The 16,841-nt window shown below is 57.1% G+C and carries 12 protein-coding genes; 2 read left to right on the forward strand and 10 right to left on the reverse strand.

The window, feature by feature from the left end:
* Positions 1–6: 6 nt before the first annotated feature.
* The 4 genes from manD to AC1RKC_RS14525 all read right to left on the reverse strand — a co-directional run bounded on the left by manD (position 7) and on the right by AC1RKC_RS14525 (position 4,693).
* Positions 7–1,221, reverse strand: coding sequence for a D-mannonate dehydratase ManD (gene manD, locus AC1RKC_RS14510; protein ID WP_404780106.1), 1,215 nt, complete (start codon positions 1,219–1,221; stop codon positions 7–9).
* Positions 1,222–1,433: 212 nt separating this feature from the next.
* On the reverse strand, positions 1,434–2,351 hold the full coding sequence (gene yegS / locus AC1RKC_RS14515) for a lipid kinase YegS (RefSeq protein ID WP_149573715.1): 918 nt from the start codon (positions 2,349–2,351) through the stop codon (positions 1,434–1,436).
* 473 nt (positions 2,352–2,824) lie between these two features.
* A complete protein-coding gene (trhP, locus tag AC1RKC_RS14520) occupies positions 2,825–4,177 on the reverse strand; it encodes a prephenate-dependent tRNA uridine(34) hydroxylase TrhP (protein ID WP_041414820.1) in 1,353 nt (450 codons plus the stop codon).
* Positions 4,178–4,354: 177 nt separating this feature from the next.
* Positions 4,355–4,693: a YegP family protein gene (locus AC1RKC_RS14525; protein WP_020828098.1), complete on the reverse strand. Its 339-nt coding sequence runs from the start codon at positions 4,691–4,693 to the stop codon at positions 4,355–4,357.
* Positions 4,694–5,044: 351 nt separating this feature from the next.
* Between AC1RKC_RS14525 and AC1RKC_RS14530 the strand changes: the two genes are divergently transcribed.
* Together AC1RKC_RS14530 and AC1RKC_RS14535 are read left to right on the forward strand one after the other, a co-directional pair.
* Complete coding sequence (locus AC1RKC_RS14530; protein WP_197821614.1) at positions 5,045–5,308, forward strand: antitoxin; 264 nt, start codon at positions 5,045–5,047, stop codon at positions 5,306–5,308.
* 2 nt (positions 5,309–5,310) lie between these two features.
* A complete protein-coding gene (locus tag AC1RKC_RS14535) occupies positions 5,311–5,697 on the forward strand; it encodes a type II toxin-antitoxin system VapC family toxin (protein WP_020828096.1) in 387 nt (128 codons plus the stop codon).
* 6 nt (positions 5,698–5,703) lie between these two features.
* On the opposite strand, the gene baeR is transcribed toward AC1RKC_RS14535, so the two are convergent.
* The 6 genes from baeR to AC1RKC_RS14565 are packed head-to-tail and all read right to left on the reverse strand — an operon-like array spanning position 5,704 to position 16,686.
* On the reverse strand, positions 5,704–6,420 hold the full coding sequence (gene baeR / locus AC1RKC_RS14540) for an envelope stress response regulator BaeR (protein WP_020828095.1): 717 nt from the start codon (positions 6,418–6,420) through the stop codon (positions 5,704–5,706).
* Entirely contained in the window at positions 6,420–7,802 is a 1,383-nt protein-coding gene (gene baeS, locus AC1RKC_RS14545; protein WP_046372938.1) for an envelope stress sensor histidine kinase BaeS, read from the reverse strand. Before baeS ends, baeR begins: the two co-directional genes overlap by 1 nt.
* Positions 7,802–9,232, reverse strand: coding sequence for an MFS transporter (locus AC1RKC_RS14550; protein WP_020828093.1), 1,431 nt, complete (start codon positions 9,230–9,232; stop codon positions 7,802–7,804). Before AC1RKC_RS14550 ends, baeS begins: the two co-directional genes overlap by 1 nt.
* A 10-nt stretch (positions 9,233–9,242) precedes the next feature.
* Positions 9,243–12,323 carry a multidrug efflux RND transporter permease subunit MdtC gene (mdtC, locus tag AC1RKC_RS14555; RefSeq protein ID WP_493092636.1) on the reverse strand — a complete coding sequence of 1,027 codons (3,081 nt, stop codon included), beginning with the start codon at positions 12,321–12,323 and terminating at the stop codon, positions 9,243–9,245.
* The gene (locus tag AC1RKC_RS14560; protein ID WP_128865063.1) at positions 12,320–15,439 is read right to left on the reverse strand and encodes an MdtB/MuxB family multidrug efflux RND transporter permease subunit; all 3,120 of its coding nucleotides are present in this window, start codon (positions 15,437–15,439) and stop codon (positions 12,320–12,322) included. Before AC1RKC_RS14560 ends, mdtC begins: the two co-directional genes overlap by 4 nt.
* Complete coding sequence (locus AC1RKC_RS14565) at positions 15,439–16,686, reverse strand: MdtA/MuxA family multidrug efflux RND transporter periplasmic adaptor subunit (protein ID WP_041415587.1); 1,248 nt, start codon at positions 16,684–16,686, stop codon at positions 15,439–15,441. Before AC1RKC_RS14565 ends, AC1RKC_RS14560 begins: the two co-directional genes overlap by 1 nt.
* Positions 16,687–16,841: the final 155 nt, after the last annotated feature.

Raw genomic sequence — 16,841 nt, forward strand, 5'->3', positions numbered from 1 at the left:
CTTCTGTTACCAGTTCCATAAGGTGCCATCCTCCAGGCGTGCGACCGGCAGATAAGCCGGTTCATAGGGATAACGGGATGCCAGTTTTTCATCGAACTCGATACCCAGCCCCGGCTTATTGCCCGGATGCATGTAGCCGTCGTTGAAGCTCCAGCTGTGCGGGAATACTTCGAGCATCTGTTCGGAGTAGCCCATGTATTCTTGTACGCCGAAGTTAGGGACCCACAGATCAAAGTGCAGCGCCGCCGCCATGCAGATAGGGGATAAATCGGATGGCCCGTGTGAACCGGTACGTACCTGATACAGCGAGGCAAAGTCGGCGATACGGCGCATGCCGGTAATGCCGCCGGCGTGGGTCAGGGTGGTACGGATATAGTCGATCAGCTGTTCTTCGATCAGTTGCTTGCAGTCCCAAATACTGTTGAAGACTTCGCCGACGGCGATAGGGGTCACGGTATGCTGGCGGATCAAACGGAAGCATTCCTGATTTTCTGCCGGGGTCGGATCCTCCATCCAGAACAGGCGGTATTGTTCAATGCTTTTACCGAAGCGGGCGGCTTCGATAGGGGTCAGCCGGTGGTGCATGTCGTGCAGCAGGTGTTCGTCGAAACCAAAACGGTTACGTACTGCTTCAAACAGCTTGGGGGTGAAATCGAGGTATTTTTCCGTTGACCACAGCTGTTCTTCCGGCCAGTTGCCTTTGGTGGCGGGTTCATAAGCCAGGCCTTTGCCTTTGGCCATGCCGTAGGTGGTTTTCATGCCAGGCACACCGCATTGGGTACGAATGGCTTTAAAGCCCAACTCTTTATGTTTGGCGTAGTCGTCGAGCACTTCGTCGATGGAATGGCCGGTGGTGTGGCAGTACACCATGACGCCGGTACGCGATGCGCCACCGAGCAATTGGTACAGCGGCATATTGGCGGCCTTGCCCTTGATGTCCCACAGCGCCATGTCTACGGCAGAGATGGCGGACATGGTGACAGGCCCGCGGCGCCAGTAGGCGCCTTTATAGAAGAACTGCCATATGTCTTCGATCTGATGGGCGTCCCGGCCGATCAACTGCGGACAGACATGATCTTTCAGATAGGACGCCACCGGTAGTTCACGGCCATTAAGCGTGGCGTCACCGATACCGGTAATGCCCTCGTCGGTGGTGATCTTCAGCGTGACAAAATTCCTGCCTGGGCAGGTCACAAATACCTCTGCGTTAACAATCTTCATAACGTCTTTATCCTGTTCCCACGGGTCATCATATTGGACGGAAAATACGCTATGAACTAACTACCATACAAGTATGATTTAAAGAATTTGCCGGAGAGGATCACATTTCGATGCGGAATAAAGTGCAGGCGACAGGCGGTAAATTATTTGGGATAAAGGGGCTGATGCTATGACGAGTGGCGCTCAGCCTTGCCGGTGAGCGCCATAGACGGTTATTCGGGGGTAGGGCCTTGACCCAGCAGCCCGCAGTTTGGCGGCAGGCGACATTCAATGGCATGCGGCAACACTTCAATGCGAAAATGCTTGCCCTTCAGGGGTTCACCGTCGAGGTTAAAGGTCATCTCGTGCGGGGCCTTGATCTCCAACCACGGCAGTGCGGCGCTGATGACGTTTTTGTTTTCTTCATCGTTAAACAAGCTGGCTACCAGCGCCGGCAGTAGTTCATCCGCGATCAACAGGCGCAGTTGCAGCAAGCCGTCGTTAATCAGCGCGTCCGGGCAGAGTTGCTGACCACCTCCGGCCTGTTTGCCATTGCCGATGCCGATGACCAACGCATTGCCTGCCCAGTGGAAATCCGGCCCGCGGATCTCGCAGCGGTCGGCCTTGAGCGTATCCATGCGCAACAAACCGTGGATAAAGTAGGACACGCCACCCAGCGCCGCCTTCAGCTTCTCTGGTGTTTCGGTGGTGATGCGTGTGCCGAATCCGCCGGTTGCCATATTGATGAAATAGCGTTCATCGTTCACTTTCGCCAGGTCTATCGGCACCGCGCGGCCTTTTACTGCCAACCGCAATGCCTGTTCCGGCATCAAAGGAATGTTGCAGGCCATGGCAAAGTCATTGGCGGTGCCCAGCGGCAGAATACCCAGTACCGGGCGTCCGTCCGCCGGCAAGGCCGTTAGCGCCGCAGCCACTTCGTTGATGGTGCCGTCACCACCGCCGGCAATCAGCGTTTTAACACCCAGTTGGCAGGCTTCCCGTGCGTAACGCGCTGCGTCACCCTGTTCCCAGGTTACGCGAACGTGCAGAGGCTGGCCTTCATCTCGCAACTTTTGTACGGCAAGGCGAACCTCGTCGTTGCCGGCGCCTTTGCCGTTAATGATAAGAAGCGCTGGTGCTGGTGAATGCATTCCTGATATCTCCCGGCTGTAAACTATAGGGCAACGATAAACTACCCATCGGCGGCAGGCCATCAGAATATTCAGTTAATTCTGATTAATCCTGACCTGGCAGAGATTATTTCTGCAGGATTGACTTAAATTAAGATATATCCGTGGGAAAGTTAGTGGTTTTTGTTAATGCATTAATTAATCGTTGTAGCTTTATTTTTATATCGCCATGACAACAGGCCGTAATGAAAAATAGGCAAGTCAGTGAATTTAAAGCTAATGGATATATTAGATAGGATTATTTTACGATATCAAAGAAAAAGCCAGTCCAAGGGAGATTGGACTGGCTAAGGAGGTGGTTCCTAGTATTGCTATGCAAATCTTTTTCGTTCTTAGTTTTAAGCAGCCTGATGTTAACCAAGCTGCGGAGTAATTGATGTGATCCAATTCTAATATTTGCTAAAAAATGCCATTAAAGGATCACTCCCTGCATTTTATGCCGCAGGAGTATTGGTATCCGGCAAATTTCGGATCAGCAACGCGTAATTGAGATCGATATCTTGCGGGATCGGCAAATAAACGATATGGCCGTTACCCGGCGCCACGTCGATCGCTTCACCTTTCTTATTTTGCATGCTCTCCAGGGTAAACAAGACGTTACCTCCTGGGGTCATCATTTCTACGCTGTCGCCGAGTAGGAATTTGTTTTTCACGTCAACTTCAGCCCAGCCGTCACGCCGTACCCCGGTGAATTCGCCGACAAACTGTTGGCGCTCAGACAGCGATGAACCGTAATCGTAGTTTTGCTGCGCTTCATGTACGTGACGGCGCAGGAAGCCTTCGGTGTAACCCCGATGTGCCAGGCCTTCGAGCGTGGTCAACAGAGTGGGATCGAAAGGCTTGCCGGCGACGGCGTCATCGATAGCGCGACGATAGACCTGCGCGGTACGCGCGCAGTAGTAGAAGGATTTGGTGCGGCCTTCAATCTTCAGCGAATGCACACCAAGTTGCGTCAGGCGCTCCACGTGCTGGATGGCGCGCAAATCCTTCGAGTTCATGATGTAAGTGCCGTGTTCATCCTCAAAGGCGCTCATGTATTCACCGGGTTTCTGCGCTTCGGACAGCATGAACACCTTGTCGGTGGGGGCCCCGATGCCCAGCGTCGGCTCGACGGTCTGCACCGGGATCGGTTCATGCATATGCACGATGTTGCCGGTCTCGTCTTCTTTACCTTCTTCCGCTTTGTACTGCCAGCGGCAGGCGTTGGTGCAGGTGCCCTGGTTAGGATCGCGTTTGTTGATATAGCCGGACAGCAGGCAGCGGCCGGAGTAGGCCATGCACAGCGCACCGTGGACGAAGATTTCCAGTTCCATCTCCGGCACCTGGGTGCGGATTTCTGCGATCTCTTCCAGCGACAGTTCACGCGACAGGATCACCCGCGTCAGGCCCATTTGCTGCCAGAATTTTACCGTCGCCCAGTTTACCGCATTTGCCTGCACCGACAGGTGGATATCCATCTGCGGGAAGGCTTCACGTACCATCATGATCAGGCCGGGATCGGACATGATCAGCGCGTCCGGGCCCATGTCGATCACGGGTTTAAGATCGCGCAGGAAGGTTTTCAGCTTGGCATTGTGCGGGGCGATATTCACTACCACGTAGAAGCGTTTTCCCAACGCATGGGCTTCGTTAATTCCCTGCGCCAGATTCTCGTGGTTGAATTCATTGTTACGTACCCGCAGGCTGTAACGCGGCTGGCCTGCATAAACCGCGTCGGCGCCATAGGCAAAGGCGTAACGCATGTTTTTCAGCGTGCCGGCTGGGGAGAGGAGTTCCGGTGTAAACATAATGAGTCTCGGTCTGATTTCAGGTCAGTACCACACCACCAAATGGCGCAGTAAAAGCGGGGAATTGTAGCCGCAGCGCGGCGAGAAATCAGCAGGTAACCGGATTTATTGCAGGGAGATTGATCCTGGTCATAAGAAAAACGCGCGATGGCGGGCATCGCGCGCCTTACAGATGCATTACGCGCTCAGATCGCGCACGTCGGTGGCTGGACCGTTTTTGATCACCGACTGAATACCGTTCTTTGCCGCAGTTTCAGAGCTGTACATCTCACTGACGCCGATCACCTGATGGTTTTTGGCTTTCAGCACGAAATAAGGCTGATTGCTGGTGCTGTGCTTCAGTTCGTATTGTGCTTCGTGGGGGGAATTGGTTTGCACCGAGGCAATGCCATTCTCCGCCGAGGCCTTGCTGGCGTACATCTCGCTGGCCAGAATGATTTCGCCATTGCTGGCTTTCAGGTTGAAGTGGTATTGCCCATTCTTTGCTTTTTTCAGCTCATAGTGACCGATTGCCATGGTTCTTCTCCTGTGGGTTCCGATTAGTGATGTAAGTGTAGCCAATGGCTTGAAATTGAGCGGCTAATAAACCGGACTTGAGAAGGGTAGCGCAAAAAAAACGCCATTTTTTTGCGCTGACAGGGAGTTTTGTGCAGCGGATACTGCTGTAGCACGGGAAGCTAACGGGGGATTGTCATGCCGAAAGTTTGCGCAGCCCGCCGCATTCTTGAGCACGCAGTCTTTCAACCGCAACCTGGGAAGGGTAGGGTGAGGCCGTTGCATTATTGCGGTCAAAAAATAAACGCCGTATATTGGCATCTCCCCTTAACAGGCATATGCTTAGGCCTATGCCTGTTAAGGGGGATGGAAATGGAAAGGGTCGCGAAACTGTTTAAAAACGGCAGAAATCAGGCGGTGAGGTTACCCGTGGAATTCGAATTTGATACAGATCGTGTGTATATCCGCCGCGATCGGGAGGGAAACGTGATTTTATCTAAATATCCGGCCAAACCTGACAGCTGGGCTCCGCTGCTGCAAATGATCGAAAAAACGCAGGTACCGCATGACTTTCTGGCGGATGATGAACGTCAGCAGGGCAGTGCCACCCGCGATCCGTTCGCCGGGGAAGAGTAAGCATGTATATGTTTGACACCAATACGGTCAGCCAACTGTTCCGTCGGCATCCCCGCTTGCTGAGCCTAATGGAAAAAATCCCGCCTTCTGCAGTATGCATTTCCAGCATTACGCAGGCGGAACTGCTTTATGGCGTGGCCAAGCGGCAGAACCTTGCGCTGAAAGCGACGGTCGCGGCATTTCTTGATTCCGTGACGGTATATGCCTGGGACAGTGAAGCCGCGCACTGCTATGGCACGCTGCGGGCGGAAATGACGCAAAAGGGGCGGGTGATGGGGGCCCTAGATCAGCTTATTGCCGCCCACGCGCAGAGCCGCGGAGCGACAATAGTGACTAACGACCGGGCGTTTGCCATGGTGCCGGGCCTGACGGTAGAAGACTGGACCTAGGGCCGATTAAAGCCCGTTCACCAGGCGGCAAGGTTCGGACTCCCAGCGGTAACCGACGCCGTACACGGAGCGGATAAATGATTTCTCGCCGTCGATCAGCTCCAGTTTGCGCCGCAGGTTTTTGATGTGGCTGTCGATGGTACGGTCGGTCACCACCCGGTAGTCGTCATACAGATTATTCAGCAGCTGCTCGCGCGAGAACACGTTGCCCGGCTGGCTGGCCAGGGTTTTCAACAGGCGAAACTCCGCCGGAGTGAGATCCAGCATCTGCCCCTGATAGCTGGCCTGAAAGCGCGGTTCGTCAATGTGAAGCTGCGTTTCTTCCTGCATATTGTCCAATGGACGATAGCAGCGGCGCAAAATGGTTTTTACGCGGGCAACCACTTCACGCGGGCTGTAAGGTTTGCAGATATAATCGTCTGCACCGATCTCCAGCCCCAGCAGGCGGTCGATCTCTTCAATTTTTGCCGTCACCATCACCACCGGAATGTCAGTGAAACGGCGCAATTCTCGGCATACCGTTAACCCATCGCTGCCCGGCAGCATCAGATCCAACAGGATCAGCGCCGGCGAATGTTCATGTACCGCCGGGACCACCTCACTGCCGTTGGTCAGCCAGCGCGTGGCATATCCCGCCGCTTGCAGGTAGTCCACCAGCAGTTGGCCGAGCTTGGGCTCATCTTCAACAATCATAATTTGCAACGGTTGATTCTGGGTTTCCATCATGACGCCTTATTCATTACCGGGGTGGCGAATTCTACTGTAATCCGCACGCCGCCCAAAGGCGAGTGCTGGGCGTAGATCGTCCCGTTGTGTGCTTCCACTATGTTTTGACAGATTGACAACCCCAGACCGGAGCCGCCACTGGCGCGGTTACGCGAACCTTCGGTACGGTAAAAACGTTCGAAAATGCGCGCCAACTGATCGTCATTGACGCCCGGTGCGCTATCCTGCCAGTAAATCAGCAGGCGGCCTGGCTGCGTCTGGGCGCCAATCTCCAGCTTGCCACCGGCGTCGGTGTAACGCAGGCTGTTTTCCAGCAGGTTGTTGAATAGTTGGTTAAGCCTGTCCGGGTCACCAAACAGCGGTGCCTGTTCTGGCAGTTGGGTCACGATGTCCAACCCTTTGGCGTGAAAACGCTCGCGGAAGCTGGCAACCGCGATTTGCAGTAAATGCACGCAATCAACCTGCGATTTACGGTAGGCGAGCGCACCGAGATCGGATAACGACAGTTGATGCAGATCGTCCACCAGTTTGGTCAGGGTGGAGACTTCGGCCTGCAAGGATCCCAGCGAAGCAGCCGTAGGTTGGCGTACGCCGTCCTGCAGCGCCTCCAACTCACCGCGCAGCACCGCCAGCGGGGTGCGCAACTCGTGCGAGACGTCGGCCATTACGGCGCGCCGCATCTGCTCATTTTTTTCCAATGAGGTAGCGAGCTGGTTGAAGTCATGCGCCAGCCGACCCAGTTCATCCTGGCTGCTGACGGCTACGCGGGTGCTGAAATCGCCAGCCGCCAGCCGGTGGGTACCGGCTACCAGCCGTTTGACCGGCGCCAGCAACCCGCGCGACATCAGCCAGGTGACCGCCGCTGCCAGCAGGGTGGACAAGGCGACAATCATCCAACTGGTGCGTCTTTGTTGCTGATCGAAACTGATGTCGGTATTACGTGTCAGCCTCTCTATGGGCGTCGTAATTACCCAGCCGACGATTTCATTGTTGTAGCGGATCGGATGACGTGGGCCTTCTTTCGGTACCGGGCCGGAGTGCCCCACCAGCCGGTTGTACTGGCTGTCCACCACCCAAAACTGGGTGCGCCAGCCTTTGGGCGGCAAATTGTGGCTGCTGTCGCTGTTTTGTTCGAACGAACGCATGATCTGGTAAATCACCTGATCGTTATTACGCAGAAAAACCCAGTTACCGTGACGACTGTACTGTTCTTCCAATGCTTCGCTCAGCATGTTGATGCGCTGCTCGTTGCTGTTTTTGATGTAGTCGATAAAACCGCGCTCGAAGCTGATGCGAACGCCCCAATGCATGGTAATGAGCACCAACATGCAGGTGGCGAAAATGGCCATGAACAGCTTGCCGGTGATGCCTATTTTCATTATTGCAACCTCGTGGAGCCGGTCCCCGGCTCTTTGGTCAGCGTACGGTTGGGGGCGGTATCGGCCGGAACGCGGGCGAAGGCCAGCGCGGGCAGCGCGATGATCAACGCCATGCAACAGTAGCTGTAAATAAATGCGCTATGGATGGCCGGGCTGTCGGTAACCACCTGATGATGGGCAAAGCTGCCGATCAGAATACCGGCGATGCTGACGCCAAGGCTCATCGACAGCTGCATCACCATCGACAGCAGGCTGTTGCCGCTGCTGGCCAGCCGATCCGGCAGATCTTTCAGCGTCAGGGTGTTCATGGCCGAGAAGCGCAATGAGTTGACCATGCCCTGGAAGAACAGTACTACCGGCAGCAGCCAGATCCAGCCCAGCATCGCCACCAGCGGGAAACTCAGGCTGATCAACGCCAGCATCAGCGTGGCGGCAACCAGCACGTTACGGTAACCGAAACGGTTAACCACCCGCACCACAATGCGTTTCATTCCCATGCTGCCGATAATCATCGGGATCATCATCAGCCCGGCGTGGAACGGGGAGAAGCCCATGCCGACCTGCATAAACAGCGGTGTCATAAAGGGCAACATGCCGCTGCCGATACGGCCCAGCAGGCTGGCCGTCAGCCCCACTTTATAGGTTTGGGTTTTGAATAACCGCAGTGAGAACAATGCGCGGCTGTTGCCATGCGCATGCCACCAGTAACCCGCCAGTGCCGCGATGCCGGCAACCACCAGCGCGGCGATGGCGGGAGAGGAGAGCCCCATCCCTTTGTGGCCGTCGAGCGCCAGCGTCAGCGTCGCCATGCCGATCGCCAGCATGATAAAGCCGCTGATGTCGAAGCGACGGGTCTGCATGCGGTAATTGGGCATCAGCAGCAACGTGGCGATGGCACCGGCGATCCCCACCGGGATATTGATCAGGAAAATCCAGTGCCAACTGGCGTACTGCACCAGAAAACCGCCCAACGCCGGCCCCATTAACGGGCCAATTTGGCCGGGCAGGGTGACGAAGGTCATCGCGGCCATATACTGTTCGCGCGGGACGATTTTCATCACCGTCAGGCGACCCACCGGTACCATCATGGCGCCGCCGATGCCCTGGATCACGCGCGAGGCGATCAGCTCATTCAGCGTCTCAGAACGGGCGCACAGAATGGACCCCAGAGTAAACAACACGATGGCGCTGAAGAACACCCGCTGCACCCCAAATCGATCCGCCAACCAGCCGCTGGCAGGCAGCATCACCGCCACCGTCAGCACATAGGAGACAATCACCGACTGCATGCGCAGCGGGTTCTCCCCCAGGCTGACGGCCATCGACGGCAGGGCGGTGTTGACGATAGTGGTGTCCAGCGTCTGCATAAAGAAGCCGAACGCCACGATCCAAAGTTGCCATTGTACGGAGGCGGTGTGTTTTATCAGCATCGGGTGGCCATTATTGGGGCAATGGATCCAGTTTCTTGCCGCGACGGAATTTCATCTGCAGCCGGTCAAAATACAGGTACACCACCGGCGTGGTGTAGAGCGTCAACAGCTGGCTGACGATCAGGCCGCCGGCGATGGTGATGCCAAGCGGTTGACGCAGCTCGGCGCCGTCGCCGTGAGTCAACACCAGCGGCAATGCGCCAAACAGCGCCGCCAGGGTGGTCATCATGATTGGCCTGAAGCGCAGCAGGCACGCCTGGAAAATGGCGTCATGTGCGTTGATGCCGCCATTGCGCTGCGCGTCGAGGGCAAAATCGACCATCATGATGGCGTTTTTCTTCACGATACCGATCAACAGCATAATGCCAATCAACGCTATCAGGCTGAACGGCGCACCGAACAGCTCCAGCGCCAGCAGGGCACCGACCCCAGCGGAGGGCAGGGTGGACAGAATGGTCAGCGGATGAATGTAACTTTCATAAAGAATGCCCAGCACGATATACACAGTAGCGATGGCGGCGGCGATCAGCAGCAACTGAGATTTCAGCGTTTCCTGGAACACCTGGGCGGTCCCGGCAAAAGCGCCGCGTACGGTGGAAGGCACGCCGAGCGCCGTCATGGTTCGCTCTACGGCGGAGGTGGCGTCCGACAGGCTGCCGCCATCCGGCAGGTTAAACGAAATAGTCGACGCGGCCGACAGACCCTGATGATTGACCGACAGCGGTGCATTGGCGGGGCGCCAACTGGCAAAGTAGGACAGCGGGATAGCCTTGCCGTCTTTGTTGATCACAAACATTTTGTCCAGTGAGCTGACGTCCTGGGTGTATGGGGGGGCGACTTCCATCACCACTTTGTACTGATTGAGCGGTTGATAGATAGTCGAAATCTGACGTTGGCCAAAGGCGTTATTCAGCAGGTTGTTGGCATCGGAAACTGAAATACCCAAACGGGCCATGGTCTCGCGATCGTAAACCAGATCCATTTCTGAACCTTTGTCCTGCTGATCGGAGTTGACGTCTGCCAGCTCTGGCAGTGCAGCCAGCGCAATACGGATTTTCGGTTCCCATTCGCGCAGCGCGGCGAGATCGTCCGCCAACAGCGTGTACTGGTAACTGGCGTTAGCCTGCCGGCCGCCGACGCGGATATCCTGCACCGCCATCAGGAACAGACTGGCTCCCGGTTCTTTCGCTAACCGGGCACGCAGCCGGGCAATCACTTTCTGTGCATCGTCGCTGCGCACTGACAGCGGTTTTAACGAGATAAACATCGATCCGCTATTGGTGCGTGAACCGCCGGTGAAACCGGTGACGTTTTCCACATCCGGATCTTCACGCACGATCTTCATGAAATCTTCCAGCTTAACGCGCATAGCCTGGAAGGAGATGCTCTGGTCTGCCTGGATAAAGCCCATCAGTCGGCCGGTGTCCTGCTCCGGGAAGAAGGTTTTCGGAATGCTGATATACAGCCAGACATTGAGCGCGATGGTGGCGAGAAATAAGGCCAATACCCAGCGTGAATGGCCAAGCACCCAGCTCAGCGAGCGTCCATAGCCTTTTTGCAGCGCCAGCAGCATTTTACCGAAACCACGAATGCGCCGCTGCGCCCGCGGCGGCTGGTGGCGCAGCAGGTAGGCGCACATCATCGGCGTCAGCGTCAGAGAGATAATCAACGACAGCCCGATCGAGACTGACAGAGTGACGGCAAACTCGCGGAACAGCCTGCCGGGCAGGCCTTCCATCAACAGCAGCGGGATAAATACCGCCACCAGCGACACGCTCATCGACAGCACGGTAAAGCCGACCTCCCGACCCCCCTGCAACGCGGCGTTCAGCGGTTTCATGCCGGCTTCGACGTGGCGCGAAATATTTTCCAGCACCACGATGGCATCATCGACCACAAAGCCGGTGGCAATGGTCAGCGCCATCAGCGACAGGTTATTCAGGCTGAAGCCGCACAGGTACATCGCGGCAAAAGAGCCGATCAGCGACACCGGTACTGCCACCGCCGGGATCAGCGTCGCGCGCCCGGACCGCAGGAAGATGAACACCACCAATATCACCAGCCCAATGGCGATCACCAGCGACTGTTCCACTTCCGCCAGCGAAGCACGGATGGTTGGTGAGCGATCCTGCGCGATATTCAGCTGAATGGACGCCGGGATGTTGTCTTGCAAGGCGGGCAATTCGGCGCGAATACGATCGACGGTTTCGATGATGTTGGCGTCCGGCGCCCGGCTGATGGCCAGAATAATCGCCGGTTTGGCGTTGGTCATCCCGGCGTTGCGTACGTCCTGTACCGAGTCTTTGATCTCGGCCACGTCGCTCAGGCGTACCGCCGCGCCGTTGTTGTAGTGGATAATCAGCGGGCGGTAAGCCTCGGCAGTTTTCAATTCATCGTTGGCCTGGATCTGCCAGCGCTGCTGCTGATTGTCTACCGAGCCCTGCGGCCTGCGTACGTTGGCATCACTGATGGTTTGGCGCACCGCATCGAGCGATATCCCCTGATTGAACAGCGCACTTGGGTTAAGTTCGACCCGCACAGCAGGCAGTGAACTGCCGCCCACCGAGACGTCGCCTACCCCTTCGGTCTGGGCGATTTTTTGCGCCAGCTGAGTCGAGGCGAAGTCGTAAAGCTGGCCCTGGCTGTAGGTGTCGGAGGTCAGCGTCAGGATCATGATTGGCGCGTCTGACGGATTGACCTTACGGTAGCTCGGGCGGCTCGGCATGCCGGTGGGCAACAGGCTTTGCGCCGCGTTGATCGCCGCCTGCACGTCACGGGCCGCGCCGTTGATATCACGGTCGAGATCGAACTGCAAAATGACCCGGGTGCTGCCGAGTGAGCTCATCGAGGTCATTTCATTGACCCCGGCTATCCGGCCCAGAGCGCGTTCCAGCGGCGTAGCCACCGACGAGGCCATGGTTTCCGGATCGGCACCCGGCAACGAAGCGCTGATCGAAATCACCGGATAGTCGACCTGTGGCAGCGGCGATACTGGCAACAGGCTAAAACCAATCACACCGCTGATGGCAATTGCCAACGTCAGCAGCGTGGTGGCCACCGGTCGGTAGATGAACAGGGCGAAGAATCTCACGGCAGCTCCTGCACATCCGGCTGCCGGCGAGTGTTACGCGCCAGCTTGTCAAACAGCAGGTAGATCACCGGGGTGGTGAACAGCGTCAGGATCTGGCTCATTACCAGCCCGCCGACCATGCAAACCCCGAGCGGGTGTCGCAGTTCCGCGCCGACGCCGGTGCTGAGCATCAGCGGCAGTGCACCCAGCAACGCCGCCAGCGTGGTCATCAGTATCGGCCGGAAACGCAGCAGGCAGGCCTGATAAATCGCATCGTACGGCGTCATACCTTGCTCACGTTCGGCGGCCAGCGCGAAGTCGATCATCATGATGGCGTTTTTCTTCACGATGCCGATCAGCAAGATGATGCCGATGATGGCGATCACATCCAGTTCGCTGCCGGCCATCATCAGTGCCAGCAAGGCACCGACCCCGGCGGTGGGCAAGGTTGAAAGAATGGTAACCGGGTGAATAAAGCTCTCATACAGCACGCCCAGCACGATATACATCGCTACCACCGCCGCCAGGATCAGCCACAGGGTCCCCCCCAACGCCGCCTGGAACGCCAGCGTCGCGCCCTGGAACTGGGTGGTGATATCTTTCGGCATATCGAGATTTTTTTCCGCCAGGGTGATGGCGTCGACCGCTTCCCCAAGCGAATAATTGCCGGCCACGTTAAAGGAGATGGTGGCCGCCGGGAACTGATCGAGATGATTGACCGATAGCGGCCCGAAGCGCTCTTCGATTTTGGCAATGGTGTTCAGCGGCACGATGGTGCCGTTGCTGCTGGTCAGGCGGATCTCACTCAGCGCCGCCAACCCTGGCGTGGTGCTGACGTCATGTTCCAGCACCACCCGGTACTGATTGGCCTGGGTGTAAATGGTGGAGATCAACCGCTGGCCGAAAGCGTTGTACAGGGCGTTATCCACGTCACTCATGCTGATACCGAGGCGGGAAGCCGAATCGCGATCGACGTTCACGTAGGCCACCAGTCCTTGATCCTGCCAGTTACTGGTGACGTCCGCCAACTGCGGTGCCTGTTTCAATTCCGCCATCAGCTGCGGTACCCACAGGCTGAGCTCGTCCAGCGACATGGCCTGCAGGGTAAACTGGTACTGGGTGCGGCTGACCTGGGTGTCGATGGTCAGATCCTGCACCGGTTGCAGATACAGCTTCACGCCAGGAAACTGTGTGCTCAACTGCTGCAGACGAGTGATGATGGCCGGAATACGGTCGCTGCGTTCGCTCAAGGGTTTGAGGTTGATTTGCAACCGGCCGCTGTTGAGCGTGGCGTTGCTGCCATCGACGCCAACAAACGACGTCAGGCTCTCCACCGCCGGATCCTTGAGGATTTCTGCCGCCACCTGCTGTTGGCGCTCGGCCATATTACTGAACGACACCGACTGCGGCGCCTCCAGCGTGCCCTGAATAATGCCGTTGTCCTGTACCGGGAAGAATCCTTTCGGGATCAGCAGGTAAAGCAAGACGGTGAGCACCAGCGTGCTGAACGCCACGCCTAGCGTCAACCAAGGATGATTCAGCACGGTTTTCAGCCATTTGCCGTAGCGGGCGATGACCCGGTCAAAGAAGCGTTCAGAAGCGGCGGAAAAACGGTTCTGCTTGCGCAGGGATTCGTGGCTCAGCATGCGTGCGCACATCATCGGCGTCAGCGTCAGCGAAACCACCGCCGAAATCAAAATTGCCACCGCCAGCGTCACGGCAAATTCACGGAACAACCTGCCAACGATATCACCCATAAACAGCAAGGGGATCAGCACGGCTACCAGCGAGAAGGTCAGTGAAATAATGGTGAAGCCGATTTCGCCGGCGCCTTTTAAGGCGGCGTCGAGCGGTTTCTCGCCCTTTTCGATATAGCGTGAAATGTTCTCGATCACCACGATGGCGTCATCGACCACAAAACCGGTGGCGATGGTTAGCGCCATCAGCGTCAGGTTATTGATCGAAAAGTCCAAAAAGTACATGGCGGCGAAGGTACCGATCAACGACAGCGGTACAGCGACGCTGGGAATAATAGTGGCCGGGACATTGCGCAAGAACACGTAAATCACCATCACCACCAACGCTACCGCCAAGAGCAGCTCGAACTGCACGTCGCTGACCGAGGCGCGAATGGTGGTGGTTCGATCGGTCAGCACCTTGACGTCGACCGACTTGGGCAGGCTTTTAATCAACTGAGGCAGCATCTCGCGGATGCTGTCGGCGGTGGTGATGACGTTTACGCCTGGCTGGCGCTGAATATTGAGCACGATGGCCGGCTGCTTATTGGCCCAGGCCGCCAGCCGGGTATTTTCCGCGCCTTGTTCGATGGTGGCGATATCCTGCAGGCGGATAGCCGCACCGTTCTGGTAAGCGACAATCAGCTGACGATAGTCGTCGGCTGATTTCATCTGGTCATTGGCCGAAAGGGTGACCGAACGCGTCGGGCCGTCCAGGCTACCTTTGGCAGAGTTGACGTTGGCGTTGCTGATGGCGGTGCGGATGGTTTCGCTGTCCAGACCGTAGGCGGCAACGGCCGCCGCATTGAGCTTCACGCGGACCGCTGGCCGTTGGCCACCGGAAATGGTCACCAGTCCGACGCCGGTGACCTGCGATATTTTCTGCGCGACACGGGTTTCCACCATGTCTTCCACCTGGGTCATCGGCATGGCGCTGGAGGTCACGGCCAGCGTCAGGATCGGTGGATCAGCCGGGTTAACCTTGCTGTAAATCGGCGGGTAGGGCAGATCGTTCGGTAACAAGTTGGTGGCGGAGTTGATTGCCGCCTGCACTTCCTGTTCGGCGACGTCGAGCGGCAGCTCAAGCTGGAATTGCAAGGTGACGACCGAGGCGCCACCGGAACTTTGCGATGCCATCTGCTTGAGGCCGGACATCTGGCCAAACTGACGCTCCAGCGGGGCCGTGATCGCCGAGGTGACCACGTCCGGGCTGGCTCCGGGATACAGCGTGACCACCTGAATGGTCGGATAGTCGACCTCCGGCAGGGCGGACACCGGCAGAGCGCGATAACCGATGATCCCCGCCAGCAGGATCGCCAGCATCAACAGCGTGGTGGCAACCGGCCGCAGTATAAACAGGCGGGATGGACCGCCGCCGGCGTTAGGTGGCATCACCTGCATCAGGATTTCCCCTGGGTGCGAGGTGAGTGGATTGGTTTGCCGGCCGCAGAAGCCGCCTGCGGCGTGACCACCTCAACCTGCATGCCTTCGGTCAGGCGATCTATGCCGTCGGTCACCACCCGGTCACCGGCGTTCAGCCCGGCGTTAATCACCACTTTTTGGCTGTCCTGCACGCCGGTGGTCACCAAATGTTTACTGACCTTGTTATCTTCGCTCAGGGTCCAGACGAAGTTGCCTTCGTTGCCCATCTGCAAGGCCGCCGTAGGGATAACGATCGCATCCAGCAGCGTTGCCACTTTCAGGCGTGCATTAACAAATTGGTTGGGGAACAGCGCGTCGTCCTCGTTGGTGAAGCGCGCTTTCAGTTTGATGGTGCCGGTGGTGGTGTCGATCTGGTTATCCAGGCTCAGCAGTGAACCGGTCGACAGCAGATTTTGGTTGGTGCGATCCCAGGCTTCGACGCTGACCGGGCCGGCTTTTTGCGCTTTGATCAAATCGCTGATAGTAGCCTCAGGCAGGGTAAATACCACATCGATAGGGTGAGTTTGGGTGATCACTACAATGCCGGTGGTGCTGCCGCTGGTGATGTAATTACCGACGTCCACCAGCTTCAGACCGACACGACCGTCAATTGGTGCGGTGATACGGCTGTAGGTGATTTGCAGCTTGGCGCTGTCGACGGAGCCCTGATCGGCTTTGATTGCGCCTTCGGTCTGTTGCACCAGCGACAGCTGAGTGTCCAGATCCTGCCGCGACACCAGATTGGTTTTGGCCAGTTGCTGATAACGTGCCAGATCGCGCCGGGCATTGGCGAGGGTGGCCTGATCTTTGGCCAGTTGTCCCTGCGCTTGAGCCAGCTGTACCTGGAACGGACGCGGGTCAATTTCAACCAGCAAATCGCCGGCTTTGACCTGTTGCCCTTCGGTGAAGTGGATCGCCATCAGTTGGCCATCGACCCGGCTGGTGACGGTCACTGTGTTAGCGGCGGTAGCCGTGCCCAGCCCGGAAAGGTAACGCGGCACCGTTTGCTGTGTGGCGGTCGCAGCCTGTACCGGTGACATTGGCGCTCCCCGTCGTCCTGCGCCTGCCGCCGCTTTGCCCCCACCGGCGTGACGCGCCCCAGGGGCAGCATTGTCGGCCGGCTGCGGAGCGCTGAAGTGACGCCAAATCAGCACGGCGGCAATAGCCACAATAACCACCACCAACAGGCGCAGTAACAGTGAACGACGTGGGTTTTTTGCATTCATGGTGGCGAAAATCTCTCCAAAAGGCAGGCGTGCGGGCACTCATTGCCAAAAAAGTTACACTCCTTACAGAATACTAGTTTAGCGAGGAAAGACGGCATAAAAATGAAGGAAATATGGAGGAACCGTCAGCATTGTCCGAATAAGTTGTAGATTTG

It is taken from the genome of Serratia sp. GW822-FHT06E05, assembly GCF_058799445.1.